At 69.1% G+C, this 23,124-nt stretch carries 18 protein-coding genes and 1 pseudogene; 12 read left to right on the top strand and 7 right to left on the bottom strand.

Annotated elements, in window-relative coordinates; genetic code table 11:
• The first annotated feature begins 27 nt into the window (after positions 1 to 27).
• Both BM199_RS20345 and BM199_RS20340 read left to right on the top strand, forming a co-directional pair.
• Entirely contained in the window at positions 28 to 492 is a 465-nt protein-coding gene (locus tag BM199_RS20345; protein ID WP_091674848.1) for a hypothetical protein, read from the top strand.
• A 27-nt stretch (positions 493 to 519) separates the two neighbouring features.
• Positions 520 to 861, top strand: coding sequence for a DUF3817 domain-containing protein (locus BM199_RS20340; protein WP_091674847.1), 342 nt, complete (start codon positions 520 to 522; stop codon positions 859 to 861).
• Here BM199_RS20340 and BM199_RS20335 read toward each other — a convergent pair whose 3' ends face one another.
• The 4 genes and pseudogenes from BM199_RS20335 to BM199_RS20320 all read right to left on the bottom strand — a co-directional run.
• Positions 862 to 1,719 carry a spermidine synthase gene (locus BM199_RS20335; RefSeq protein WP_091674846.1) on the bottom strand — a complete coding sequence of 286 codons (858 nt, stop codon included), beginning with the start codon at positions 1,717 to 1,719 and terminating at the stop codon, positions 862 to 864.
• 4 nt (positions 1,720 to 1,723) lie between these two features.
• Entirely contained in the window at positions 1,724 to 2,140 is a 417-nt protein-coding gene (speD, locus tag BM199_RS20330; RefSeq protein ID WP_091674845.1) for an adenosylmethionine decarboxylase, read from the bottom strand.
• Positions 2,137 to 3,300 carry a type III PLP-dependent enzyme gene (locus BM199_RS20325; RefSeq protein ID WP_091674930.1) on the bottom strand — a complete coding sequence of 388 codons (1,164 nt, stop codon included), beginning with the start codon at positions 3,298 to 3,300 and terminating at the stop codon, positions 2,137 to 2,139. Before BM199_RS20325 ends, speD begins: the two co-directional genes overlap by 4 nt.
• Positions 3,301 to 3,313: 13 nt before the next feature.
• Positions 3,314 to 3,592 (bottom strand): annotated as a pseudogene (locus tag BM199_RS20320) (cation acetate symporter); the annotation flags it as partial.
• A 1,082-nt stretch (positions 3,593 to 4,674) separates the two neighbouring features.
• On the opposite strand from BM199_RS20320, the gene BM199_RS20315 reads away from it, so the two are divergent.
• The 6 genes from BM199_RS20315 (at position 4,675) to BM199_RS20290 (ending at position 14,436) form a co-directional block, all read left to right on the top strand.
• Entirely contained in the window at positions 4,675 to 8,448 is a 3,774-nt protein-coding gene (locus BM199_RS20315; protein WP_245788478.1) for a sensor histidine kinase, read from the top strand.
• Positions 8,445 to 8,897 carry a roadblock/LC7 domain-containing protein gene (locus BM199_RS20310; RefSeq protein WP_091674842.1) on the top strand — a complete coding sequence of 151 codons (453 nt, stop codon included), beginning with the start codon at positions 8,445 to 8,447 and terminating at the stop codon, positions 8,895 to 8,897. Before BM199_RS20315 ends, BM199_RS20310 begins: the two co-directional genes overlap by 4 nt.
• Positions 8,898 to 8,904: 7 nt before the next feature.
• Entirely contained in the window at positions 8,905 to 9,543 is a 639-nt protein-coding gene (locus BM199_RS20305) for a DUF742 domain-containing protein (protein WP_091674841.1), read from the top strand.
• A complete protein-coding gene (locus BM199_RS20300; protein ID WP_177242704.1) occupies positions 9,524 to 10,135 on the top strand; it encodes a GTP-binding protein in 612 nt (203 codons plus the stop codon). The genes BM199_RS20305 and BM199_RS20300 overlap by 20 nt, the downstream gene beginning before the upstream one ends.
• 133 nt (positions 10,136 to 10,268) lie before the next feature.
• A complete protein-coding gene (gene icmF / locus BM199_RS20295) occupies positions 10,269 to 13,508 on the top strand; it encodes a fused isobutyryl-CoA mutase/GTPase IcmF (RefSeq protein WP_091674840.1) in 3,240 nt (1,079 codons plus the stop codon).
• 94 nt (positions 13,509 to 13,602) lie between these two features.
• Entirely contained in the window at positions 13,603 to 14,436 is an 834-nt protein-coding gene (locus BM199_RS20290; RefSeq protein WP_091674839.1) for an LLM class F420-dependent oxidoreductase, read from the top strand.
• Positions 14,437 to 14,462: 26 nt separating this feature from the next.
• Here BM199_RS20290 and BM199_RS20285 read toward each other — a convergent pair whose 3' ends face one another.
• Positions 14,463 to 15,173, bottom strand: coding sequence for a DUF6008 family protein (locus tag BM199_RS20285; RefSeq protein ID WP_245788477.1), 711 nt, complete (start codon positions 15,171 to 15,173; stop codon positions 14,463 to 14,465).
• A gap of 202 nt (positions 15,174 to 15,375) precedes the next feature.
• Here BM199_RS20285 and BM199_RS20280 point away from each other — a divergent pair, with 202 nt between their 5' ends.
• The gene (locus tag BM199_RS20280) at positions 15,376 to 16,206 is read left to right on the top strand and encodes an LLM class F420-dependent oxidoreductase (RefSeq protein WP_091674928.1); all 831 of its coding nucleotides are present in this window, start codon (positions 15,376 to 15,378) and stop codon (positions 16,204 to 16,206) included.
• Positions 16,207 to 16,322: 116 nt separating this feature from the next.
• Positions 16,323 to 17,312: a TIGR03557 family F420-dependent LLM class oxidoreductase gene (locus BM199_RS20275; RefSeq protein ID WP_091674838.1), complete on the top strand. Its 990-nt coding sequence runs from the start codon at positions 16,323 to 16,325 to the stop codon at positions 17,310 to 17,312.
• A 58-nt stretch (positions 17,313 to 17,370) separates the two neighbouring features.
• Here BM199_RS20275 and kstR read toward each other — a convergent pair whose 3' ends face one another.
• The gene (gene kstR / locus BM199_RS20270) at positions 17,371 to 18,006 is read right to left on the bottom strand and encodes a cholesterol catabolism transcriptional regulator KstR (protein WP_091674837.1); all 636 of its coding nucleotides are present in this window, start codon (positions 18,004 to 18,006) and stop codon (positions 17,371 to 17,373) included.
• Between the two features lie 150 nt (positions 18,007 to 18,156).
• Here kstR and BM199_RS20265 point away from each other — a divergent pair, with 150 nt between their 5' ends.
• Positions 18,157 to 20,355 (top strand): acyl-CoA dehydrogenase family protein, encoded by a 2,199-nt coding sequence (locus tag BM199_RS20265; RefSeq protein WP_177242703.1) that lies wholly within the window; start codon positions 18,157 to 18,159, stop codon positions 20,353 to 20,355.
• Here the strand turns inward: BM199_RS20265 and BM199_RS20260 are convergent.
• Entirely contained in the window at positions 20,312 to 21,601 is a 1,290-nt protein-coding gene (locus BM199_RS20260; RefSeq protein WP_091674835.1) for an alpha/beta hydrolase, read from the bottom strand. The two genes, BM199_RS20265 and BM199_RS20260, sit on opposite strands and share 44 nt — an antisense overlap.
• A gap of 64 nt (positions 21,602 to 21,665) precedes the next feature.
• Here BM199_RS20260 and BM199_RS20255 point away from each other — a divergent pair, with 64 nt between their 5' ends.
• Positions 21,666 to 23,117, top strand: coding sequence for a WS/DGAT/MGAT family O-acyltransferase (locus tag BM199_RS20255; protein ID WP_091674834.1), 1,452 nt, complete (start codon positions 21,666 to 21,668; stop codon positions 23,115 to 23,117).
• Positions 23,118 to 23,124 lie beyond the last annotated feature (7 nt).

The following is a 23,124-nucleotide window of genomic DNA, read 5'->3' as shown; positions in this document are numbered from 1 at the left end:
TAGCACGTCGAGTGCTAGCGTCGAAACGTGCATTTCGGCTCCACGGTCTTCCGGCGTCTCGCGATCGCGGGCGTCTGCGTGCTGAGCCTCGTCCTCTGCTGTGGCCTCGCGTGGTGGCAGTGGGAGCGGTTCTCCTCGGCGGGTGGCACCTACCAGAATCTCGGCTACGTCCTGCAATGGCCGCTGTTCGGGCTCTTCCCCGCTTTCATGTTCTGGCGGATCCGCGTCCTGAGCCGGCGCGCGGCCGAAGAGCAGGCGGCGTCCGAGAACGGCGCTGACGGCGCTGATGATGCTGACGGCGCCGTCGGCGAGCGAGTCAGGACGAGCGGGCGACGGGAGTGGGGCCACTCGCCGCCTCCCGCGGACGCGGTACCGGCCCAGTCCGCCGCGGGGCGCCGGGGACCGGCAGACGACGGTGAGCCCGATGACGAGCTCGCGGCCTACAACCGCTACCTGGCCGAGCTGCACCGCCGTGACCAGCAGGACCGATAGTTCATCCGAGAGAGGGCGCGCACCACCATGACGACGCGAACTGACGAATCGACCCCGACGAGCGCGCTACGGGGGCCCCTGTCCCGCTTCCGTATCGCCGCCTATGTCACCGGCGTCGGCCTGCTCGGTCTGGTCGTCGTGATGGTGTGGCGCTACGCCTTCGGCAACCCGGGTCCCTCCGCTGTCTACTCGCCGATCCACGGCGTGGTGTACATGGTCTACCTGGTCCTCACCGTTGACCTGGCGATCAAGGCGCGGTGGTCGGTGAAGGGGACGGTCGGCGTCCTGCTGGCAGGCTGTGTGCCGTTCGTGTCCTTCGTCGTCGAGCGGGCGGTGACTCGCCGGGTCCAGGCAGGCCAGAAGATCTGATCATCCCTGCCGGATGCTCAACGGCGCGACCGTGCACCCGCGCAGCGAGTCCGCGTCCAGAGTGGATGGTTGGTAGGCCGCGTCGGGCAGTTTCCGGATCAACTGGGGCACTGGCGCGTCCAGTCGATCGGTCCGTCCACTGAGGAACGCCCACTCGTGCTCGTCGGAACCGTAATAGACCACGGTTCCGAACACCTCGTGGAACCGGCGCCAGGCCTCGCGCAGTGTCTGGTTTCGCCACAGCGTCGGGCAGCCGGCCTGGGCGACCAAGACGCCGCCCGGTTCGAGCACCCCAGCGCACCGGGTCAGGAAATCCTTGCCGTACAAGCGATTGTGCTGTGCGTCGGCGTCGGCGTTCTCGTCCGGAAGGTCGATCACGACCACGTCGTACCGGATGTGCCCGTTCGCTGTCTCGGCCAGGAACTCCCAGCCGTCCCGGTAGTGCACGCGTACCGCGCCCGCGCCCTGTTCCGCCGCGGCCAGCTCCTCCGGCGTATAGCCGTAGGGCAGCCATCGCGCACAGGCGGCGACGGCCTCGCGGTCGATGTCGACGTGATCCACCTGCTCCGCACCGTGCGCGACGGCGAGCTGGCTGAGGACCCCCTCGCTGGAGCCGATGATGAGCACCCGGCGAACCTGCTCGGCCAGCAGCATCGCGGGCACCAGAAGCGCCTCGTGGTAGACGAGCTGACTTTCGTCGGTGCTCTGCCGGTCGTTGTCACAGAACAGTGAGATGCCCTGGTTGGTACGACCGATCACCACGTGCTGGAACTGGGTTCGGGTGTCCAGCAGCACCTCGGACAGCTCCCAGGTCCGGGAAAGGCCGGGGCCCAGCGGTTCGGTGATCTCCTGGGGCATGGGACTAGCTCCTCGTGTCCGCGGCGCCGTGCCCGCGGTCGACTGTGGACATGGTGAACGACCCGGAGCCGAGCGCACCGGAGAGCAACTCGACGGCGAGTTCCGGCTTCGCCTTGTCGCCGCAGGTGAAGACATCGACGAAGGCGGCACCGATCTCGGGATAGGTGTGCACGGAAGCGTGGGACTCGGCGAGCATCGCGAGCACCGTGACGCCCTGTGGTTCGAAGCTGTGGGCGATCACCTCACGAACCGTCGCACCCGCCTGCGTCAGTACCTCCGCGAGCACCTGCCGCAGCAGATCGGCGTTGTCGAGTACGGTCTCGTCCACGCCCTCCAGTTCGGCGAGCACGTGCTTGCCCGCGAACAGGCCGACCGGAGTCTGCCCTTCGGTGTCCGGTGGTGCGGGGCATACCCTCGTCAAATCAATCTCCCTCCTGAAACGCAGTACGTTCGTAGCGGCTCGATCCCATTGAAGGCGACCGAGGAGTAGCTCGCCGTGTACGCGCCGGTTCCGGGAATGTCGAGTTGATCACCCGGCTGGAGCGACAACGGCAACTGGTACGGCGTGTCCTGGTACAGCACGTCGTCCCCGTCGCAGGTCGGACCCGCGAGCACGACCGGCCCTTCCGGCTCACCGCGATCTCCCCCCGCGCGCTCGACACGGTAGGCGATCGCCTCGTTCTCGGCCTCCGCCAGTCCGTTGTACCTGCCGATGTCGAGATAGACCCACCTGCGGGGGTCGGCTGCCCGTCTACGGGTCACCAACACGACCTCGGTGCGGATCAGCCCCGCATCGGCGACCACGGCTCTGCCGGGTTCGATCAGCAGTTCGGGGGTGGCATCGCCGAAGTGCGACCGCAGCGAAACGGCGGCCTGCTCTGCGTACTTGGTGAGTGCTGGGGCCGGCTCACGGTAGGGGATCGCGTACCCGCCACCGAGATTGAGCCTGCGTACGGTGCCGCCTGCCGCCGCGGCCACCTTCGCCGCGGTGGCGATCGCGAGATCCCATGCCTTGACGTCGAGTTGCTGGGAGCCGACGTGGAAGCTCAGTCCGGCTGGGTCGAGACCGAGTTCACCTGCCTTGCTCAGCAGGCGTGCCGCGACCTCGGGCTCGCAGCCGAACTTCGAACCGAACGGGGTGACCGAGTCGGGGGCGTCGACCAGCAGCCGGACGGAGACCTCCGCCCCCGGTGCGTGCTGGGCGATGTGGTCCAGGTCGCTCTCCGCGTCGCAGACAAACTCACGCACGCCCGCGGCGTGCGCGCGGGCGATGGCGGAGGCCTTCTTGATCGGGTTGCCGTACGAGAGGGAGGTCGCGGGGGCACCCCGACTCAGGCAAAGGTCGATCTCGCCGGGGCTGGCCACGTCGAAGTGCGCTCCCTCGGCGATGAGCGCGGAAAGCACAGCGGGTTCCGGGCAGGCCTTGACCGCGAAGTAGACGCGCGCTCCACCGGCGGCGCCGAAAGCCGTGGCCAGTTCCCGGAAGCGCTGGCGCACCGCGTCGACATCGATGACCAGGCACGGTGTCGGCAGCGGATGCCGGTCCAGGAAGCGGCGGATCTCCGTACGAGTGTCACTCACACCCACGAGGCTCTCAGGAACGGTTTCCGGTGAGTGAACGGACCTCCATTTCGCCTGCCTGCGCGGGTCGGCCTTGTCCACCTGGCGGGACCGTCCCGGGGAAGCCGCAGAGGAAGGAGAACGGAATCGAGACCAGCCCGGGGTTGCGCAGGGGGAGCCAGTGGAAGTCGACGCCGGGAAGGTCGGGTCGGGTGAGCCGGAGGACGACGCGGGAGAAGAACACCAGGATCAGGCACGCCCCGAGGCCGCCGTAGATGCCCCGGAGGACGCCGGTGGTGTTGAACCGCTTCCACCCGCCGGGTCCCGGTCGCCGACCTGTGAAAAACCCTTCCGGCGGGCGCTCATCGTAGCCACGGGACACGGCGGCGCTCCCTGCCCTCCGGTCACTCTGCTGTGCCGGACGGTCAGACCGCCCGTTGTTCCTACTCACGGGAATGGGACAGACGAAGGAACCGATCTCGACTGCATCACGACAATTATCACGGTCGGTAACTGTCGGACCGGCCCCATACTTCGTCGGCGATTCCCTGTGGCGCCTATTCGCACAGCCGGTGCAGGGGTAAAACATGCTGGTGGTGCTTGCGTCTGGTCGCGGAGTCACCTGTTTGGGGCGCACAGAGGGAACACCACAACATCGGGGATAATTTCCGCTGGTGGTCTCCCTGTGTAAGCACAGGCGGTAGGACTTTTGGGTGATTCGGGCAGTACGCAAGGGCTAAGTGGGTGATGGGCCGCGGGTTTGTCCTGTGGAATCTGTAACCGGATTTACCAGTCGTATGCGAACCGCCCGATCGGGTGGCTTGCGAAATCGTTCACAACGTCATAATTGCTGGTCATGGGGCACTTTCTGAGAGCAATTGATTTCCACTCGATTGGTGTACGCTTCTTTGGCCACGTCCGCCATGGTGATCGACAAGCCGTCGCTCTTGCCGGGATGCCCGTGCAGCTGCACTTGCATCCGGGCGGAGCGCGGACCGAGGGGTCGCCCGATCACCTGGGACGACCGGCGGTGGGCCGCCGACGCGGCTACTGGGACCATGGACTACTGAACCAGCGGTGAGAAGGATGGATCGGATGCGGCTGAGAGGGCGCCTGAGAACGGCGGGTTGCGGTGTCATGGTGATCCGCGGAACTCGGCCGACAAAGTCCCGCTATCGAGCCGGCAGGGCGTCCTGCTGCGATGCTGGACGGGCTCCGGAGGGCAGAGCTCTGGCGACTCGATCGCGGACCCGAGTTCTCGGACAGGCACTGAGGCGAGGCACGACGCCACCAGTGGCCGGAATCTGCGCGAAGTCCCGCGCGATCCCGGTCGGGTGATCGGGGCACCGTGAACGCTCTGCACGCACCGACCACGCCGGACAGGGAGTCACCTTCGTGACCGTCGCAGGACAAGGCCAAGTGCCTGTTGGCAAACTTCTCGGCAAACAGCCACCCGAGCCGTCGAGGTGGCGCGCTCTACTGCAGTGGCGGGACTGGAGCCTGCCGGTAAAGCTCGCCGCGGTGACGCTCGTGCCGATCCTCATCGCGCTCGTGCTCGGCATCACGACCATCACCGGGCAGGTCGAACGCGCGGATTCCCACGAGCGGATCGACGCCTTCGTCGCCGTCGAGGGACAGACGCGATCGGCGCTCGACGCCGTGCAGCAGGAACGTGCGCTCACCACGCAACTGCTCACCCGGGGCACGGCAGGCTCGTCGGACGAGCTGGACGCCGCGCGGGCGGAGGTCGACAGGGTGGTCCCCGAGCTGGCCGGTGCCACCACGCGCGCCCTGCAGATCGACGACACACTGGCAGCGGCCAACGGAGATGTCACGGAGCAGCTCGGCGAGCTCGCCGGACTGCGGGAGCAGGTCGCTGCGGGGCAGGTGGAACCGGTCGCGGCACTCACCGCGTACTCGGGTATCGCCAGCGCGCTGCTCGGCCTGGACACCGCCGTTGTCGCCGCCGTCAACGATCCGGAGATCGGCAGGACACCGAGCGCACTGCACGCGTCGCTGGCAGCCGGTGAGGAACTCGCGGTCCAGCGTTCGCTGCTCGGCTACGGCATCGCCCGTGCCTCACTGACCCCGAGTGAACTCAGCCGCCTGCGGGCCACGGAGATCAGGTTCGCGGACCGCCTCGCCGACTTCAGGGCCGCCGCGACCGAACAGCAGCGGCAGGACTTCGAGGCCACGGTGCCCAGCGCCGCGCTCGACACGCGCGCCCGGCTGGTGTCGGCCGCCCTCGGAGAGCAGGGTGCGGCCGCAGGCGAAGCCCTGACCCGGCTCTCGGGCGGGGAGTGGGCCGACGCCTCCGGCACTGTCGCGGCAGGACTGGCCGATCTGAGTTCTCGCACCGGGGGCGAGCTGAGCCGTGTCTCCGCCGAACTCGTGGACGAGTCGAGCAGTGCGGCAGGCGTGCTGTCCGTGCTGCTGTTCGCGGCACTCGCGCTGGCGGTCGCGGTGGTCTTCGTGATCACCACACACCTGCTCCGCTCGCTGCGCAAGCTCCGTGCCGGTGCCATGGACGTGGCGGAGAACCAGCTGCCCGCGGCTGTGGTGAACATTCAGGAAGGACGGGCACAGGGCACGGACGTGCAGCCGGTTCCGGTTCAGGCGGGCGGCGAGATCGGCGAGGTGGCCAGGGCATTCGACGCCGTCCACACGCAGGCTCTGCGCCTCGCCGTGGAACAGGCCGCGATGCGAACCGGGTACAGCAGTGTCTTCGTGAACCTGTCGCGCCGGAGTCAGAGTCTCGTGCAGCGCCAGTTGCAGCTGATCGAACGGCTGGAGCGCGACGAGGAGGACGCCGACCAACTGGCGACGCTCTTCCAGCTCGACCACCTCGCGACCCGCATGCGCCGCAACAACGAGAACCTGATGGTGCTCTCCGGGGCCGAGCCGGGTCGCAGGTCCGGTCAGCCGGTCACCGCGACCGACGTGATGCGAGCCGCGGTGTCGGAGATCGAGCAGTACCAGCGGGTCAACGTGCGAACGCCACCCCCGGTGCGGGTGGTCGGCTTCGCCGCCAGTGATCTGATGCGGTTGATCGCGGAACTGCTGGACAACGCCACCGCCTTCTCCGCGCCCGAAACGCAGGTGACCGTCGTGACCCGGCTCGCCGAGGACGGATCGCTCTCGGTCGACATCCTGGACAAGGGCATCGGGATGAACGAGGCCGAGGTCGCCGAGGCCAACGCGCGACTGTCGGAGTCGGGATCGATCGATCTGGCAACCTCACGCAGGATGGGCCTCTTCGTGGTCGGCAGGCTCGCGAGCAGGCAGGGTTTCGGTGTCGCGCTGCACGGCGGTAAGGACATCGTCGGCGTGCGTGCCACGGTGACCGTCCCTGCCGCGCTCGTGCTGGACTCGCCGGGGCAGCCCATGTCCCAGCCGCCCCAGACAGCGCAGTCCCCGCAGATCACTCCGGCGCCACAGTCCGAAGGGCCCGCGGCGCCGCATCCCGCCGCCTCGGGGCAGCTTCCGCGCAGGCGGCCTGCCAACGGGGCGTCCCGATCCGGTGTGTTGTCGAACCTGCAGGGCAGGCCGTCCCCGTCCCCGGGATCGGCGATCGAACGCAGGCTCGCGGGCGCGGACTCCCAACGGGACGCCGCGGGACCGCCGACGGACATGGAGGTCTCCGGAACGGCGCTGTTCAGCCCTATTTCGCGCGACGACGAGGGGACAGGGCAGCCGCAGCGGGTGCCACCGCCTCGTCCCGCCGAGCCAGATCAGGCGGAGACCGCGGCTGACACACCCGAACGAGCCGACGGAGCCGACAGCGGCACTGAGATCGAGTCCACCGGGTCCATCGAGCCGCAGGTTCCGGACCAGGAATCCACGAGTGCCGAGCAAGCCGCTGCCGCCGCATCCGGCACGGGCGACGCCGCGGCCTCGGCGCCCGCCGACCGGTCCGACCCGGAGACCGCGGCGCGCAGGGCGGACGAGGCGCTGCCCAGCGGCAAGGAGTTGTTCGAGGCCAACAGCAGGGTGCTCAGCGACTGGTGGAGCGCCGCGACGACGGTCAGCGACGCGGAACGCCGCGCGAAGCAGACCGCCAAGCCCGCCCGATCGGAGACCACCCCGATCTTCGACGCCATGCTCTCCGCCTGGTTCCGGACTCCCGAGACCGCGGCGGACGAGTCCGCACCGGCGGGAAGCGACAGTGCGCAGCCCGGCGCGCCAAAGAAGCCCGCGGCGGCGAAGGACGAGAAGGCGGCGAAGGACACCGAGGAGACGCACGGCACTCCCGTGCGGTCGTCGGCGAAGTCCGCGGACACACGGGTCAGCACGTGGGACTTCGCGACCGACGAGAACTGGCGCACCGTGCAGGCGGTGTCCCAGGCCGAGCCGTCGAGCTACACGCAGGCGGGACTGCCGCGCAGGACGCGCGGCGAGCAGCTCATGCCCGGCAGTGCGGGTCCGATTCCGGTTCCGGAACTGTCGCCCACTCCCGTCGAGCCGGATCTGCCCGCGCGCGACCCGGACAACGTGCGGGGCAGGCTCAGCAGCTTCCAGCAGGGCGTGCACCGTGGACGCAGGCAGAGCAGGACGGAGGCCGCGCGGCAGGAGAAGCCCCAGGGGCAACCGGTCGTGCCGGGCAAGCAGGACCAGCCCGGCGCCGACGACGCGAAGGCCGAGCCGTCCAAGCCGCCCAAGCCACTGCCGCAGCGCAAGCCGCGGTCGGCGGTCGCTGCCGGCTCCGCGGAGTCCCCGAAGCCCGCAAAGGGATCCGGGATCACCACCGGAGCCACTGCGGGTACGTCCAAGAAGGACACCGGCTCCGCCGAGAACGGGATCGCCGAAACCACGGCCGAGTCCCAGGGAACGTCTGCGGAGCAGGGCGCGTCGGATACGGAATCGTCCGGCCAGTCCGGCACGTTGTCCGCATGGAGCTTCGCGGCGGACGACAAGGTCCGTGCGGCGCAGTCCGCGTCGGACAAGACGCCGGCGAGTTACACGGCGGCGGGGCTGCCCCGGCGCCGTCGTGGTGAACAGTTGTTACCCGGCAGCGCGGCGTCGGGGGCCGGCGCACCGGCCCCGCGTCCCGAGCGCGATCCGCAGAACGTTCGCGGGCGGCTCAGCAGTTTCCAGCAGGGGATCCGTCGGGGGCGCCATCACACGGCTCAGACGACCGACGTGAAGCACGAGAAAGTGGAGGGTGAATGAGCTCGCCGGATAGGGCACAGCCGCAGCAGAACCAGTTCGGCTGGCTGGTCAACGACTTCGCCGAGCGCGTACCTGGCGTGGCGCACGCCGTGGTGGTGTCGGCGGACGGATTGCTCCTCACGGCCTCGAACCGGCTGCCACTGGACCGGGCGGACCAGCTCGCCGCAGTGGCCTCCGGCCTGGTCAGCCTCACGCAAGGTGCCGCGCGGTGCTTCGAGGCAGGCGCGGTCAACGAGACCGTGGTCGAGATGGAACTCGGGATCATGGTGCTGATGTCGATCAGCGACGGGTCGTGCCTTGCCATCCTCGCCGCGCCGACCTGCGATATTGGGCAGGTGGCCTACGAGATGACGTTGCTGGTGGACCGGGTCGGGCAGATCCTCACCCCGGAGCTGCGTGCGCAGCTTCAGGGTGCTGGTGGATCGCTGATCGGTGAGCCAGTGGGATGATATCCCGATGAGCACGGGACCGGGACCATTCGGTGAAGGGTCCGGGGCGAACCGGTACTCCCCGGAAGAGGGGAGCGGCGCCGCCGGGCACGATGACGCGAGCACGTTCGCCGACGTGCTCAACTCGTTCACGCTGGACTCCGGACGTGGTCGTCGGAAGCGCAAGAAGGACAAGAACTCCCAGGGCGGCGCTGCCGCCCCGTCGCCCGAGCCTGCACGCGTCGGCGACCACGAGGGCCCCGGGTATTCGACCGGAGAGGAGCGACTTGTGTCGGCCGAAGCCATACCCTTGCATCCGACGGAAGAGACAGGATTTGTTCGCCCGTACGCGATTACGGGAGGACGCACCAAGGCGAACTATCCCTTGGAACTGGAGACACTGATCTCCACACGTGAAAGCGGTGCCGGTGACGCGGCACCGGAGCAGATCGAGCACCGCTCGATCATGGAAGAGTGCCGTACCCCCCGGTCGGTGGCCGAGATCGCCTCCACCCTTCGTGTTCCGCTCGGCGTCGCGCGGGTCCTGATCAGCGACGCGGCGGACGCCGGGCTGGTCACCGTGCACAAGACCGCCGCGGGCAGTGAAGGTGCCGAGGAACACCTGATTTTGATGGAAAGGGTTTTGAGTGGACTCCGTCGGCTTTAAGGCACCGCGGGAGACCGCGTCGTCGACCATGACCTCGGCCAAGATCGTCGTGGCCGGCGGCTTCGGCGCGGGCAAGACGACGTTCGTGGGCTCGGTGTCGGAGATCGTGCCGCTGACCACCGAGGCGATGATGACCGACGCGAGTGCGGGCATCGACGACCTCGAGGCGACGCCGAACAAGTCGACCACCACGGTCGCGATGGACTTCGGCCGTGTCTCCCTCGACGAGGACCTGATTCTGTACCTCTTCGGTACGCCGGGTCAGCAGCGCTTCTGGTTCATGTGGGACGACCTCGTCCGCGGAGCGATCGGGGCCGTGGTCCTGGCCGACACCCGCAGGCTCGCCGACTCGTTCGCCCCGGTCGACTTCTTCGAGGACCGCGGTCTGCCCTACATCGTCGGGGTGAACACCTTCGACGGCATGTTGCACCACGACCTCAACGACGTCCGCGAAGCGCTGTCCATCGATCCTGGAACCCCGGTGGTGCGGTGCGACGCCAGGGACCGCGAGTCGACGAAGCAGACGCTGATCACCCTGGTCGAGTACGCGATGCGGCAGTGGATCGCGATGCGTTCGCCGGTGGCCCAGTAGCGCGCACTTTCCCACGAAAGTGGGGCCGGGGAGACACCCTGACCTCGCACTTTCCCATGAAAGTGTCGACTGAGATAGCCGTCACGGTGCTCCAGCGCTTCAAAATAGTAGGAAGTCCAAGTATTTTGGAAGCATGAGCGCCCCACTGCACCGTCCCGAGCACCCGGTCCGGTTCGTCACCGCGTCCAGCCTTTTCGACGGCCATGACGCGTCGATCAACATCATGCGGCGCATCCTGCAGTCCCAGGGTGCCGAGGTCGTGCACCTCGGGCACAACCGTTCGGTGGACGAGGTGGCCACCGCGGCCATCTCGGAGGACGTGCAGGGTGTCGCGATCAGCGCGTACCAGGGCGGGCACGTCGAGTACTTCAGCTACCTCGTGGAACTGCTCGCCGAACGCGGAGCAGGTCACATCAAGGTGTTCGGCGGTGGCGGCGGTGTGATCGTGCGGGAGGAGATCGAACTCCTGCACTCCAGGGGAGTGGCGCGGATCTTCTCACCGGACGACGGCTACGAGATGGGCCTGCCTGGAATGATCAACCTGATGATCCGGGAGTGCGACACCGAGCTGACGATCGAGGGCTCGCATTCGGTGGACCGGCTGTACTCCGGAGATGTGCCGACGCTCGCGCGGACCATCACCCAGCTGCAACAGGAGACGCTGCCGGACGAGTGGCGTTCGGCGATCGCCGAGGCGGCCGTCAACCGCACCGTGCCGGTACTGGGCATCACCGGCACCGGTGGCTCGGGCAAGTCCTCGCTCACCGACGAACTCGTCCGCAGGTTCCGCCTCGACCAGGAGGACAAGCTGCGCGTCGCGGTGCTGGCGGTGGATCCGTCCCGGCGCAGGGGTGGTGGCGCACTGCTCGGCGACCGTATCCGGATGAACTGCCTCGACGGTTCGCCCGTCTTCTTCCGCTCACTGGCCACCAGGACCACCAGCGGTGAGATCCCGGCGGGCCTGGACGACGCGGTGCTCGCCTGCAAGGCGGCGGGCTATGACCTGGTCATCGTGGAAACCCCGGGTATCGGTCAGGGCGACGCGGGCATCATCGACCATGTCGACTTCTCGCTCTACGTGATGACTCCCGAGTTCGGTGCGGCGTCGCAGTTGGAAAAGATCGACATGCTCGACTTCGCCGATGTGGTCGCGATCAACAAGTTCGAGCGGCGCGGCGCGGAGGACGCGCGCAGGGACGTCGCCCGGCAACTGGTGCGCAACCGCGAGGAGTTCCACTCCTCGCCCGAGGACATGCCGGTGTTCGGCACGAGTGCCGCGAAGTTCAACGACGACGGCGTGACGGCGCTTTACCAGCACCTGCGTGACGGTCTCGCCGAACGGGGACTGGCCGTGGCTCCCGGCGTGCTGCCCCGGGTGGAGGGCAAGGTCTCCACCGACGCGTCCACGGTCATCCCGACATCGCGGGCGCGCTACCTCGCCGACATCTCCGACACGGTGCGCGGCTACCACGAGCGGACCAGGGAGCAGGCCGAGGCCGTGCGCACCCGCGAGCACCTGACGGCGGCCCGCGAGGCGCTCGCCGCCGAGGGTGCCGACACCGAGGCGATCGGCGCGTTGGTGGAGCGTGCCGAGTCCGAAGTGGATGCCGAGTCGCGGCGGTTGCTGGAGTCCTGGCCCGAACTCGCGGAGTCCTACCGCTCCGACGAGCTCGTGGTCCGTATCCGGGACAAGGAGCTGCACACCCAGCTGTGGCGGGAGACGTTGTCCGGCAGCCGGATCCCGCGGGTGGCCCTGCCCCGCTACAGCGATCCGGGTGAGCTGCTCTCCTTCCTGCGCCGCGAACACCTACCCGGCTACTTCCCTTACACAGCGGGCGTGTTCCCCTTCAAGCGGGAGGGCGAGGATCCGGCGAGGATGTTCGCGGGGGAGGGTGACGCCTTCCGGACCAACCGCCGGTTCAAGTACCTCTCCTCGGACTCCGAGGCAAAGCGGCTCTCGACCGCGTTCGACTCGGTCACCCTCTACGGCCACGACCCGGACACCCGGCCCGACATCTACGGCAAGGTGGGCACGTCCGGCGTCTCGATCGCCACCCTTGAGGACATGAAGGTCCTCTACGACGGCTTCGACCTGACGTCCCCGAACACCTCGGTGTCGATGACGATCAACGGCCCCGCTCCGACGATCCTGGCGTTCTTCCTGAACACCGCGATCGACCAGCGAGTGGACGCCTTCGTGGCCGAGCACGGCAGGCAGCCCGACGAGGCGGAGTACGCCGAGCTGCGGGAGTGGGCACTGCGCAACGTCCGCGGCACGGTGCAGGCCGACATCCTCAAGGAGGACCAGGGGCAGAACACCTGCATCTTCTCCACCGAGTTCTCCCTGCGGATGATGGCCGACATCCAGGAGTGGTTCATCGAGCACGGGGTGCGCAACTTCTACTCGGTCTCGATCTCCGGCTACCACATCGCCGAGGCGGGGGCGAACCCGATCTCGCAGCTCGCGTTCACTCTGGCCAACGGCTTCACCTACGTTGAGTCCTACCTGTCCCGTGGGATGGACATCAACGAGTTCGCGCCCAACCTCTCCTTCTTCTTCTCCAACGGGATGGACGCGGAGTACTCGGTGCTGGGCCGGGTGGCCAGGCGGATCTGGGCGGTCGCGATGCGCGAACGCTACGGCGCGAACGACCGCTCGCAGAAGCTGAAGTACCACGTGCAGACCTCGGGCCGGTCGCTGCACGCACAGGAGATGAGCTTCAACGACATCCGCACGACGCTGCAGGCGCTGTGCGCGCTCTACGACAACGCGAACTCCTTGCACACCAACGCCTTCGACGAGGCGATCACCACGCCGAGTGAGAGCTCGGTGCGCCGGGCGATGGCCATCCAGATGATCATCAACAAGGAGTGGGGCCTGTCCAAGAACGAGAACCCGTTGCAGGGCTCGTTCATCATCGACGAGCTCACCGACCTGGTCGAGGAGGCCGTGCTCACCGAGTTCGACCGCATCTCCGAGCGGGGTGGTGTGCTCGGTGCGATGGAGACCGGGTACCAGCGCGGCAAGATTCAGGACGAATCCATCCTGTACGAACGGCTCAAGCACGACGGCTCGCTGCCCATCGTCGGGGTGAACACGTTCCGCAACCCGCATCCCGAGGACGACGAGGTCACGGTCGAGCTGGCCAGGGCGACCGAGCAGGAGAAGCAGTCCCAGCTCGACCGGCTCGCCGACTTCCAGAGCAGGCGTCAGGACGAGGCGCAGCAGGCACTGGCCGCACTGCGCGAGGCGGCGACCCGAGGTGGGGAGAACCTGTTCGGCGTGCTGATGGACGCGGCGCGCGTGTGCTCGCTGGGTCAGATCACCGAGGCGTTCTTCGAGGTCGGCGGGCAGTACCGGCGCAACATCTGACGGGGCGGCGAGGCTTTCCTGCCAAGGGCTGGTCGCTGCCAGCTTCGGCATTCGGCGGAACACATCGGGCGTGAACTGTGATAGCCGTTGTCCTATGAGGATCGGCATCTCGACTTTCGCGACCGACGAGGGCATCACTCCCGCCGCGCTGGGCAGGGCGATGGAGGAACGGGGGTTCGAGTCGCTGTTCCTGGCCGAGCACTCGCACATCCCGGTGCGCAGGGAGACGCCGCACCCGATGGGTGGTGACCTGCCTCGCGGCTACTACCGGCCGGTGGACCCGTTCGTCGCACTCGGGGCGATCTCGTCGGTCACCACCACCCTGCGGCTGGGGACGGGAATCGCCCTGCTGATCCAGCGAGACGTCATCCAGACCGCGAAGGAGGTCGCCACGCTGGACCTGATCTCCGGAGGCAGGGCGGTCTTCGGCGCCGGCGTCGGCTGGAACCGCGAGGAGATGCGCAACCATGGTACCGACCCGCGCGTGCGGGGGGCGCTGCTGGACGAGCAGCTGGACGCGCTCAGACAGATCTGGACCAAGGACGAGGCGGAGTTCCACGGCAGGTACGTGGATTTCGACCCCATCTTCCAGTGGCCGAAGCCGGTGCAGCAGCCGCATCCGCCGATCTACGTCGGCGGGAACGGGGAGCCCGCGGTACGCAGGGTCGCCGCCCACGGCGACGGTTGGCTGCCGAACGCCGTACGTGAGCCGGACCAGGTCGCCGGACAACTGGCCCTGCTGCGCGAGTACGCCGGGGACGACGTGCCGGTAACGGCCACCAGCGCGTCGGCCAAGCGCCTCGACGTCCTGGACGCCTACGCCGAGGCCGGTGTGGATCGCGTGACCCTTGGGCTGCCGGCCGTGCCAGAGGCGGACACGCTCCGCATGCTGGACCGCATGGCGGAGGTCCCCGCGCGGTATCGGTGACGTCGCGGTGGCTGGACCCGGCCCGCCTACCGCGTGAGCGCTGGTTCGACCCCGGGCTCGCTCCCGGCGGCGGCCGGTCGGTGGGTGGCCGCGATCCGGTCGCGCTCGCGCCACAGGTGGTATACCGCGATCGCGAAGATCACCGAGCCGACGACATTCGCGACGAAGTGCCACCAGATGCGGTAGGTCCACAGGCCGGGACCGGGATCGAGCAGGCCGAACCAGGTGGACAACCCGATGGCCCGCGGAGCGCCGAGCCAGACCGTCAGCATCAGCACCAGGTGTTCGAGGCCGTGGAATCCCTGCGTCCACACACCCATCCTGGCCCACTTGCGTGCCTTCGACCGCACGGCTCTGTGGGTGATCAACATGACCCCGACGATGCCGGTCAGGAACAGCAGATTCCCGGTGAAGTGCAGTATCTCCATGCCCAGCGACGGCTTTGACCGGTCGAGCTGGCCGAAGCCGTCGGCGAGCCCCGTGCCCCAGGGCGTCATCCAGGCCGGAGCGTTCGGATTACCCACCCAGTAGCCGACCTGAGCGACGTGCTCCTGGACGTGGCCGAGTTGGCCGAGGATGCCGAGGAAGATCTGCGCCGCCGCCGCGCGGTACACCCAAGGCCGGACCGGTCCGCGGTTCGCGTACGCGAGTACGGCCACCGCCGCCCACATGGCCACGGTCCAACCCGCCAGGGCAAGTGCCCCCAGTGTGTCGAGTACCGATGGCGGAGCACCCATCATCGGACTTCCTCCCGCACGCGGCGCTCGGTGTGACCGTCGTCATCGAGCGTAGGCAGGCTGGAAGGCCCTCGATATCGCCCGATTGTGCAACTCTGCGTCACTTTCCGTGTGCAGACTGTGTCCATCGCGTGGTCGCCCTGGAACCGACTCGTTCTGGACCGCGGGAATGCCCGCGCGCCGGAGTGTGTTCGATCTTCACATGGAGTTCGGAGTCTCGACGTTCGTCACCGATGAAGGAATCCGTCCCGATGTGCTGGGCGCGGCGCTGGAGCAGCGGGGTTTCGACTCCCTCTTCCTGGCCGAGCACTCGCACATCCCGGTCGGCAGGCAGAGCCCGTATCCGGGCGGGGGCGAGCTTCCCCGGGTGTACTACCGCACGCTCGACCCGTTCGTGGCGCTGACCGCCGCCGCGGCCACCACCTCGCGGCTGGTCCTCGGCACCGGTATCGCCCTGCAGATCCAGCGCGACGTCCTGCACACCGCCAAGGAGGTCGCCAGCCTGGACCTGCTCTCCCGCGGCCGAGTCGCGTTCGGCGTCGGCGTCGGATGGAACATGGAGGAGATGCGCGACCACGGCACCGACCCGACGATCAGGGGAAAGCTGCTGAACGAGCAGCTCGCGGTGCTCAAGGAGGCCTGGACGAAGGACGAGGCGGAGTTCCACGGCGAACTCCTCGACTTCGAACCGTTCTACGCCTGGCCCAAGCCGGTGCAGACGCCACACCCGCCGATCTACATCGGTGGCGAGAGCAAGGGTGCGCTGACCCGGCTGGTCGAGCACGGCGACGGCTGGCTGCCGAGGGCCCACACGCCGCCGGCGGAACTGGTCCGCGTCCGGCGGTGGCTGGCCGAGCAGGGGCGGTCCGACATCCCGTTCACGATCTTCGGTGCCGGGACCGATCGCGGTGTCCTCGACGGCTACCGAGAGGCCGGCATCGAGCGAGTCACCTTCCTGCTCAAGACCATGCCGGAGGCCGAGACGCTGAGCAGGCTGGACGAACTGGCGAAGCTGGCCGACGACTACCGCTGAACAAGCACCTGCGGTGCCGGTGGCTGTACGACGTGACACGTGCGTTTTCGGCAGAAACGCTAGCTCGCGGTAGGTTGGCGCCCAGGACAGGAACAGGCGAGTGCGGGAGTGTGCGCGTGGGTGACGTTCAGATCGGGATGGCTGCGGCGTTGGAGCAGTTCTCCCCACGGGAGTCGATCCGGCTGGCAGCATTGGCCGAGCAGCACGGGTTCTCCGGGCAGATGGCGGCCGACCATTTCCAGCCATGGGTACCGGCGCAGGGGGAGGCCTCGTTCGTCTGGAGCGTGCTGGCCTCCCTCGCCGAGAACACGACCGGCGACCTCGGACCCGGTGTGACGTGTCCTTCGTTCCGGTTGCACCCCTCCATGGTGGCCCAGGCGGCGGCGACGCTGGAGGCGACCTACCCCGGCCGGACCTGGCTGGGTATCGGCTCCGGCGAGGCGCTCAACGAGCACGTCATCGGCGGCTACTGGCCGGAAGCGCCCGAGCGGGTCCGGCGGATGTTCGAGGCGCTGGAGGTCATCAACAAGCTGTTCTCCGGCAAGGACGTCAAGCACAGCGGTGAATTCTTCAAGCTGCACACGACCCGGCTGTGGACACTCCCGGACTCGCCGCCGCCGATCTACATCGCCTCGGCCGGGCCGTACACCTCGCGCAAGACCGGCGAGCTGGCCGACGGGCTGATCACGCCGGGCGCCTCGCTGGAGAAGCTCAGCGGCATCCTGGACAACTTCGGCAAGGGCGCGCGCAAGGCGGGCAAGGACCCGGACGCCATGCCGAAGTTGCTGCAGGTGCACCTGTCCTGGGCGGCCACCGACGAGGAGGCGTGGGCGAACGCGATGGAGCAGTGGCCCAACGGCGGGATGAAGTTCCCGAAGGCCGACATCCGGTCGCCGTTCGACTTCGAGCAGATGGCGAAGCTCGTCCGGCCGGAGGACTTCGAGGGCCGCATGGTGGTGTCCTCGGACCCCGACGTGCACCGGGCCGCGCTGCAGAAGTTCGTCGACGCCGGGTTCAACCGGATCTACGTGCACAACGTGGGCCGCAACCAGGACGAGTGGATCGAGGCCTTCGGCCGCGAGGTCATTCCGAAGCTGACGGCGTAGGCAGGACGCCACAAGTCGCCGTGGCGGCGCGCAAGGCCGCCACGGCGACTTGGGGTGGTTACTTGTCGAGCAGCAGGTGTACCGAGAGTTCGAGGCGGTTCGCGACGTCGGTCGCGGATGCGCGCCTGGTCACCCAGGCCACCAGGTTCGCCATCCAGACGTCGGCGATGACGTGGAAGACGGCCCGGTCGGACTCGGTGGGTTCATCGATTCCCATGGCCGCGGCGAACATGTTCTCCAACTGCCGCCCGACCAGTTCCACCTCGGCGGCCGCGGTCGTGTCGGCGAACATGAACGCCCGCACCATCGCCTCGGTCAGGTGCGGGTCCCGCTGCATCATCCGGGTGTTGCGCCCGAGTACGAACAGCAGCCGCTCGGTGGGCGTGTCGCCGGGAATCGTGCTCCGGTCCAGTTTGTCCTGTGCCCGCTCGAACTCGCGGGCCAGGCCGGACACCAGCAGGTGGATCTTGGACGGGAAGTAGCGGTAGAGGGTGCCGAGCGCCACGTCAGCGCGTTCGGCGACGGCGCGCATCTGCACGGCCTCGTACCCGCCCTTCGCGGCGAGCGCCAAAGTCGCGTCGATGATCCGCTTGCGACGGTCGCGCTGTGCGGCCGAGCCGAGCTCGTCGCCGCCGATCGCGCTGAGCCCGCCCCGTGCGCGGGCCTGCGTGGCCGCCTTGGGCTTTCCTGCCATCGACGGTTCTCCCTGTTCCGAAACGTGTTCCACTTTGTGGAGACAGACTACCCAACGTCGTGCTGTCTTCAACTCGAGGCCCTCAGGTGCAAAAACTGAAACACGTTCTATAGTCGTGGTCAGCCGGTCACCTCGCCGATGGAGGAACACGTGCCGATCGCGATCACCCCCGAGCAGCTTGCCCTCGCCGAGTCGATCCGTGACTGGGCCGCCGACCGGGCCCCGACCTCCGCCGTCCGGGCCCGCGAGACGGGCGACGGCCCCGACCTGCTCCCCGAGCTCGCGGACATCGGCCTGTTCGCGATGGGGCTGCCCGAAGAACTCGGGGGCGCCGGTGCGAGTGTCGCCGACGTCGCCGCCGGGTTGGCCGAGGTTTCCGCGGCGCTGGTGCCCGGGCCGGTGTTCGGCGGTGTGCTGGCGGGACTGCTGCTGGCCCGCGCGCCCGAGTCTCCCGTCGCCACCGAGCTGGGCCCCGCGCTGGCCGGTGGCCGTGTCCGGGCCGCGGTGGCGCTGGATCGGGGCGACCTCGTCGCCACCGTCAGCGATCAGGGAGACCTGCTGGTGAGCGGCAGCCCGGGGCTCGTACTCGACGCCGAACCCGGCGCGTACCTGCTGCTGCCAGTCCGGAGCGGCGCCGTCGATGGCGTCGATGGCGTCCGCTGTGTCGCCGTCGCGCCGGGCACCCCCGGGGTGCGCATCGACCCCGCGAGCCCGCTGGACTTCTCCCGCTCGATCGCGCACGTGACCCTGGACCGCGTCCGTCTCCGGCCGCACGACACCCTGCCCGGCGTGGACGAGGCGCTCGTCCTCGATCTCGCGGCCACGCTCGCGGCGGCCGACGCCGCCGGGGTGGCGGCCTGGTGTGTGCGGACCGCGGCCGAGTACGCCCGCGTGCGGGAACAGTTCGGCAAACCCATCGGTGCGTTCCAGGCGGTGAAGCACCTGTGCGCGGAGATGCTCTGCCGTGGTGAGATCACCGCGGCACTGGCCTGGGACGCCGCCCGCGCCGTGGACGAGACGCCGGAGCAGCGCACGCCCGCGGCGGCGGTGGCGGCGGCGGGCTGTCTGGACGCCGCCGTGGACAACGCCAAGGACTGCGTTCAGGTGCTGGGTGGAATCGGTTTCACCTGGGAGCACGACGCTCACCTGTACCTGCGCCGCGCACTGGTCACCCGGCAGCTGCTCGGTGGTACCGACCGGTGGCGCCGGAGAGCTGCCGAACTGGCGCTGGCAGGCGCGCGGCGCAGCCTCGCCCTCGATCTCGACGGCCAGGTCGACCCCGGATTCGTGGAGCGGGCGCGGGCGGAGGTGCGGGAGATAGCCGCGCTGCCCGAGGAGCGGCGGCGTACCCGGCTGGCCGACAGCGGCTACCTGATGCCGCACTGGCCTGCTCCGTACGGGCTCGCCGCCTCGCCCGTGCGGCAACTGGTCATCGACGCCGAACTGCACGACGCCCGGGTCGGCAGGCCGAATCTGGTGATCGGCGGCTGGGCCGCACCGACCATCCTGCGGCACGGCAGCGACGCCCAGCGGGAGCGCTTCCTCGGGCCCACACTGCGCGGGGAGATCACCTGGTGCCAGCTGTTCAGTGAACCCGGTGCGGGCTCGGACCTGGCGTCCCTGCGGACGAAGGCCTCGCGCGCCGACGGCGGGTGGCTGCTGACCGGGCAGAAGGTGTGGACGTCGCTGGCCCGCGCGGCGGACTGGGCGATCTGTCTGGCCAGGACCGACGCCACGGTGCCGAAGCACCGGGGAATCACCTACTTCCTGGTGGACATGCGTTCGGCGGGGATCGAGACGCGCCCGCTGCGGGAGATCACCGGCGAGTCCGTCTTCAACGAGGTGTTCCTCGAGGACGTGTTCGTGCCCGACGACTGTGTGGTCGGCGACGTGGGCGACGGGTGGAAACTGGCGAGGACGACGCTGGCCAGTGAGCGCGTCGCCCTCGGCAACGGACCGTCGGTGGGCGCCGCGGTCGAGGACCTGCTCGCGAGCCTCGGCTCGGCAGGGAGCCCGGTCGGCGACGGAGCCCGCACGAGACTGGGCGAGCTCGTCGCACAGGGGACCGCGGGATCGGTGCTGGAACTGCGCGCGACGCTGCGCAGCCTCGCCGGCCGCGACCCCGGGGCCGAGTCCAGTGTGCGCAAGCTGCTCGGGGTCCGCCACCGGCAGGACGTGGCCGAGTTCGCGCTCGAGTCCCTGGGACCCGCGGGAGCCGCCGTCGGGCCCGCCACCGCGGCCGCCCAGCACGAGTTCCTGCTGACCCGGTCCCTGAGCATCGCGGGCGGCACCACCCAGGTGTTGCTCAACGTGATCGGGGAGCGGCTCCTCGGTCTGCCTCGCGGCTGACCTGTTCCGCAGGGTTGCGGGTCCGCGCCCGCTCCAGCCGTGTCCATTCCAGGAAGCGGTGCACGCCGCGAACCACGTGCGCACTACGGATCGAGGGGAAGATGTCGAACGCGTGCTGCGCGCCGGAGAGTTCCGCGTAGACCACCGGTTTCGCCGATGCGGCCCGCAGCCTGCGGACGAACTCCCGTGCCTCGCGCACCGGCACCAGGGTGTCGTGCTCCCCGTGGATGACGAAGAACGGCGGCGCGTCCGCGCTGATGCGGTCCAGCGGGGACGCCGCGACGTAGTCGTCCAGGAACTCCGCCGGATCCTTGCCGACCACGTACTTCGCGAGCACGCTCCGCAGCCGTGCCTTGCTCGCCCTGTCGCCGGTGGTGGCCGCGAAGTCGTACACCCCGTAGTGCGGCACGCAGGCCTGGACGCTGGTGTCGGCGTCCTCGAAACCGGGTTGGAGCAGCGGGTCGTTCGCGGTGAGGCCGAGCAGCGCCGCGAGGTGGCCGCCGGCCGAACCGCCGGTGACGGCAACGAACGAGGGATCGCCGCCGTAGGTGTGAATGTGTTCGGAGATCCAGGCGAGTGCGCGCTTCGCGGCCACGATGTGCTCCGGCCAGCGGGCGGCGGGCGAGAGCGGGTAGTTGATCGCGACGCAGACCCAGCCCCGGCGGGCCAGGTACGACATCAGCGGAATGCCCTGCCGGTCCTTGTTGCCGATCATCCACGCGCCGCCGTGCACCTGCAGCAGCACCGGACGGCCCTTCCCCGGCTGCACGGGTCTGCGGATGTCGAGCAGGAACCGTTTGCCGCCGGGGGCGTAGGCGATGTTCCGATCTCGCCGCACCTGCGGATCGCGCATGCGGAAGGGGACGACCAGTTGCCGCCACGGGACAGCCAGGTCGGCCGGGTCCGGCCGGGGGTCGAGGTCGTCGGCGTAGTCCGGTCCGAGCGTCTCGGTGAGCGCCTCCTCGGCCTCGGCCCTGGCCCGCGAGCCGGAGCCGATCAGTGCGGCCAGCCCCGCCGCGGAGACCGCGCCCATCGCGAGCCCAGTGCGGTCGGCACCGCGCAGGCCCCGGCGGGCGACGTGTGCCGCGCTGTCGGCGGCGGTCAGCGCGAGCAGGTGCGGCGCGAGTTCGGCGGTGAGCCACCCGGCGAAGAATGCGGGGATGGATGCCCTGCCGCGCAGGGGGCGGACGGCGTTCGCCGTGAGGGCCAGTTGCACGGCTCTGCGGAGGCGGAAGTTCGGCTGCACGTGCCCGAGTTTAGGCGCAGGGACGGTTCTGGAACGCGTCGCACAACTCACATACGCTGGCCTTATGCGCAGACTGAGCGGGCTCGACGCGAGTTTTCTCTACCTGGAGACCTCGGCGCAGCTGATGCACGTCTGCGCGTTGATCACGGTGGACACGGCCACGGTGCCGGGCGGATACGACGTCGAGGCGACGGCGCGGCGGCTGGACGAGCGGGTGCGGCTGATCCCGGCGTTCCGGCGCAAGCTGTACAACCCGCTGTGGAACCTGCACCATCCGATGTGGATCGAGGACGACGAGTTCGACCTGGACCATCACCTGCACCACATCGCGGTCCCGGCCCCGGGCGGACGCGCCGAGCTCGCCAGGCTGTGTGCGCATATCGCGGGACAGCCGCTGGACCGCAGCAGGCCGCTGTGGGAGATGTACGTCATCGAAGGCCTGGCCGACAGTGCGACCGGCACGGATGGCGACGACGGTCCGAACGGCACGGTCGCGATCCTGTTGAAGATGCACCACGCGAGCGTGGACGGGGTCAGCGGGGCGAACCTGCTGGCCTTTCTCGCGGGGACCGAGCCGGACGCGCCACCACCGGATCCCGGTGCGGCCGATGCCGCGAACGCGGGCCCACCAGGAACGGTCTCGCTGCTGCGGGGAGGGGTCGCCGAGTTGGCTCGCAGGCCGGTCGACGTGGCGAAACTGGTGCCCGGCCTGGTGACGATGGTGCCGAGGTGGGCAGGCAGGGCCCTGCGCGGAACCGGGATGCCGGTGCCGTTCACCGCGCCCCGCACCTCGTTGAACGGGACGATTACCGGGCACCGCAGCCTCGCCTTCGCCCAACTCGATCTGGCGGAGGTGAAGGCGGTCAAGAACGCGTTCGGCGTGACCGTGAACGACGTGGTACTCGCGCTCTGCGCGGGGGCGCTACGGGAGTTCCTGGCCGAACGCGGTGAACTCCCCGCTGAACCGCTGGTGGCCACGGTGCCGGTCTCGGTGCACGACCGCACGGAGCGCTCGTGGGGCAGCAACAAGGTGTCCGCGTTCTTCGCCTCGCTGCCGACCCACCTGCCCGACCCCGCCGCGCGCGTGGCCCTGCTCGCCGAGGGCAACCGGCACTCGAAGGCCCACCACCACAGCATCCACGCCGACATGCTCCAGGACTGGGCCCAGTTCGCCGGGGCGACGGCGTTCGGGCTCGGCGTACGCGCGTACTCCGCGCTGCGGCTGGCCGAGCGGCATCCGGTCGTGCACAACCTGGTGATCTCCACCGTGGCCGGTCCGCCGGTCCCGCTCTACCTGCTGGGCGCCAGGATCACCGGGCTGTACCCGCTCGGACCGGTGTTCCACGGTGCGGGACTGAACATCACCGTGCTGTCCAACGCGGGCAAGGTCGACGTCGGCCTGCTGGGCGCGCGCGACCTCGTGCCCGACCTCTGGCCCCTCGCCGAGGCGATTCCCCGGGGCATGGCCGAACTGCGGGAGGTGGCCGCCCGGCGGACGGCGGCAACCGAGAACTGATACCGGG

Origin of the sequence: Amycolatopsis marina (assembly GCF_900111885.1) — a bacterium.
In the GTDB taxonomy this organism is placed as follows: Bacteria; Actinomycetota; Actinomycetes; order Mycobacteriales; family Pseudonocardiaceae; genus Amycolatopsis; species Amycolatopsis marina.
This window is presented reverse-complemented; position numbering and strand designations above follow the sequence as displayed.

Coding starts and splice junctions, on each gene's coding strand:
- BM199_RS20305 (WP_091674841.1), top strand. CDS start 8,905: ATGAGCACGGGACCGGGACCATTCGGTGAAGGGTCCGGGGCGAACCGG.
- kstR (WP_091674837.1), bottom strand. CDS start 18,006: ATGGCAGGAAAGCCCAAGGCGGCCACGCAGGCCCGCGCACGGGGCGGG.
- BM199_RS20335 (WP_091674846.1), bottom strand. CDS start 1,719: ATGCCCCAGGAGATCACCGAACCGCTGGGCCCCGGCCTTTCCCGGACC.
- BM199_RS20290 (WP_091674839.1), top strand. CDS start 13,603: ATGAGGATCGGCATCTCGACTTTCGCGACCGACGAGGGCATCACTCCC.
- BM199_RS20280 (WP_091674928.1), top strand. CDS start 15,376: ATGGAGTTCGGAGTCTCGACGTTCGTCACCGATGAAGGAATCCGTCCC.
- BM199_RS20255 (WP_091674834.1), top strand. CDS start 21,666: ATGCGCAGACTGAGCGGGCTCGACGCGAGTTTTCTCTACCTGGAGACC.
- BM199_RS20340 (WP_091674847.1), top strand. CDS start 520: ATGACGACGCGAACTGACGAATCGACCCCGACGAGCGCGCTACGGGGG.
- BM199_RS20285 (WP_245788477.1), bottom strand. CDS start 15,173: ATGGGTGCTCCGCCATCGGTACTCGACACACTGGGGGCACTTGCCCTG.
- icmF (WP_091674840.1), top strand. CDS start 10,269: ATGAGCGCCCCACTGCACCGTCCCGAGCACCCGGTCCGGTTCGTCACC.
- BM199_RS20310 (WP_091674842.1), top strand. CDS start 8,445: ATGAGCTCGCCGGATAGGGCACAGCCGCAGCAGAACCAGTTCGGCTGG.